Below are 2,993 nucleotides of genomic sequence, written 5' to 3' on the forward strand. Positions count from 1 at the left end.
TTGGGTGAGTTCTTCGTTCGTGGTGTGGGTGTGGACTGGGGGGCGGTGTTCGCTGGTGGTGCGCGGGTGGGGTTGCCCTCGTACGCGTTCGAGCGGTCCTCGTACTGGCTGGTGCCCGAGGGCACGGGCGGGGACGCCTCGGCCCTGGGCCTGAACGCGACGGGCCATCCCCTGCTGGGCGCTGGGGTGGAGGTGGCCGGCGGCGGTGAGGTGCTGTTCACCGGCCGGCTGTCGATACGCACACACCCCTGGCTGGCGGACCACGCCATCTGGGGATCAACGCTCGTTCCGGGCACCGGCCTGCTGGAGATGGTGCTGACGGCGGGCCGGGAGGTGCACTGCCCCCACGTCGAGGAACTCACCATGGCCGCCCCGCTGGTGCTGCCCGAGCAGGGCGGCGTGCTGGTGCAGGTGCGGGTGGGCGAGGCCGACGAACAGGGCACCCGCCCGGTCACGGTCCACTCCCGGCCCGACACCGGCGCCGACGACGTCCCCTGGGAGGTGAACGCCACCGGGGCGGTCACCGACACCGCCCCCGAACCCGCGGCCGCGGCCGGCTCACTGGGCGCGTGGCCGCCCGAGGGCGCCACGGAGATCGACCTCACCGGAGTGTACGAGCGGCTCGCCGGGCACGGATACGCCTACGGAACGGCCTTCCAGGGACTGCACCGGGTCTGGCAGGCCGCCGACGGGGCCGTCCTGGCGGAGGTGCGGCTCTCGGAGAAGACCGGCGTGACCGCGGGGAAGTACGTCCTGAGCCCGGCCCTGCTGGACGCGGCCCTGCACCCGATGCTCCCGGGCGTGGTCACCGAGGGCGACGACGACACCCGCCTGCCCTTCTCCTGGTCCGGCATCCGGGTGTTCTCCCCCGGGGCCTCCTCCCTCCGGGTCCGCCTGGAGACGCGCAAGACCGGCGGCGACTCCCCGGAGCTGTCCCTGACGGCCACCGACCCCACCGGATCCCCCGTGTTCGAGGTGGGCTCGCTGGCGCTGCGCACCGTCGGCAAGGAGGCCCTGTCCACGCGTGCGGGCGCCCTGCGGGACGCCCTCCTGCGGGTGGACTGGACGCCCCTCGCCGTCGAGCCGGGCACCGGAGAGGAGGAGCCCCGGGCACTCCTGGGTTCCGCACCCGCAGCCCTGCCCGCCGCACTCGCGGAACGGATCCCCTCCTATCCGGACCTCGCCTCCCTGGGGGAGGCGATGGGCGGGGACACACCGCCCTCCACCGTCCTGCTTCCGGTACCGGTCCGCCCCGCCGACGGCGCGGACCTGCCCCGGGCGGTGCGCTCCACCCTGGCCGACCTCCACGCGGGACTCACCGCGTGGCTGGCCGACGACCGCTTCGCCCGGACCCGGCTCGTGGTCCTGACCGAGGGCGCGGTCGCGGTCGGGGACGGCGGGCCGGTGGACCTCGCGACCGCGGGCGTGTGGGGCCTGGTGCGCTCCGCCCAGAGCGAGAACCCGGACCGCGTCGCCCTGGTCGACCTGGACCCGGCCGGTGCGGAACCCGCCCTGGTCGCCTCGGTGCTGGCCGCGGAGGAGCCACAGGTCGCGATCCGCGGGGGCCGGGCGCTCGTCCCCCGGCTGGCGCGGACGACCGGGGAGGCCGACCACGACCTCCCCGCCGGGTCCGGTTTTGGTGGGGGGACGGTGGTGGTGACGGGTGCTACGGGTGTGTTGGGTGGTGTGGTGGCCCGGCATGTGGTGGTCGAGCACGGTGTGCGTCATCTTCTGTTGTTGAGTCGGCGCGGTGTGGATGCGCCGGGTGGGCGGGAGTTGTGTGCGGAGTTGTCGGCTCTGGGGGCGGAGCCGGTGTTGGTGGCGTGTGATGTGGCTGATCGTGGTGCGTTGGCTGCTGTGTTGGGGGCGGTTCCGGGGGATCGTCCGGTGTCGGCGGTGGTGCATACGGCTGGTGTGGTCGATGACGGGACGTTGTCGGCGTTGTCGTGGGAGCAGTTCGAGCGGGTGTTGGCGCCGAAGGTGGATGGGGCGTGGAATCTGCACGAGTTGACGCGGGGTCTGGATCTGTCGGCGTTCGTGTTGTATTCGTCGTTGGCGGGTTTGTTGGGTAACGCTGGTCAGGCGAACTATGCGGCGGGTAACGCGTTCTTGGACGCGTTGGCCGCGCGGCGTCGGGCGGAGGGGTTGCCCGCGACCTCCCTGGCCTGGGGGCTGTGGGAGGAGAGCAGCGACATCACCGGCGACCTGAGCGAGGTCGACCGGAGCAGGCTGTCACGGAGCGGACTGCTCCCGCTGGCCACCGATGACGCGCTGGCCCTGTTCGACGCGGCCGTCAGGACACAACACGCCCTGCTGGCGATCACCCGCCTCGACACGGGCGCGATGCGCAACCGGAAGGCGGATCCGCCCCCGCTCCTGCGCGGACTGGTCCGCCGACCCGTCCGCCAGGACTCGGCCGGGAACGGCCCCACCCTCTCCCAGCGCCTGGCCGGGCTCGACCCGCAGGACCGGGAACGCGCGCTCACCGACCTGGTGCAGGCCTACGTGGCGGGGGTGCTGGGCTTCGCCGACCACACGGAGGTGGATCCGGACCGGGCCTTTCAGGAGTTGGGTTTTGACTCGTTGAGCGCGGTGGAGCTGCGCAACCGGATCAACGGGGAGACCGGGTTGCGGCTGCCGGCCACCGTGGTCTTCGACCACCCCTCCGTCCAGGCCCTCGCGGCCTATCTGCTGGACCGGATCGTCGTGGACGAGGCCGCAGCCCCGGCCGACCCGGTGCTCGACGACCTCGGGCGGCTCAAGGACCGGATCGACGGACTCGACGTGGGCGGTATCGACACCGACGTGCGCCGCCACATCACCGAGCAGCTCAACCACATGCTCTCCGCCCTCCGCGACGACTCGGCCGACGAGGACATCGAGTCCGCCAGCGACGAGGAGCTGTTCGCGTTCATCGACGGCATCGAGTGACGGGTCCCCGGACCCGTCGACCCCGACTCTGACAAAGGTGGAAGCACGTGGCTGATGAGAAG

At 72.5% G+C, this 2,993-nt stretch carries 1 protein-coding gene; it reads left to right on the top strand.

Translation table 11 applies throughout. The features are described from left to right. Positions 1–2,931, top strand: a 2,931-nt coding sequence (locus ACFWTE_RS29840) for a type I polyketide synthase (protein WP_378783293.1), incomplete at its 5' end; no start/stop codon positions are given. Between the last annotated feature and the right edge of the window lie 62 nt (positions 2,932–2,993).

Source organism: Nocardiopsis sp. NPDC058631 (genome assembly GCF_042716955.1).
Classification (GTDB): Bacteria; Actinomycetota; Actinomycetes; order Streptosporangiales; family Streptosporangiaceae; genus Nocardiopsis.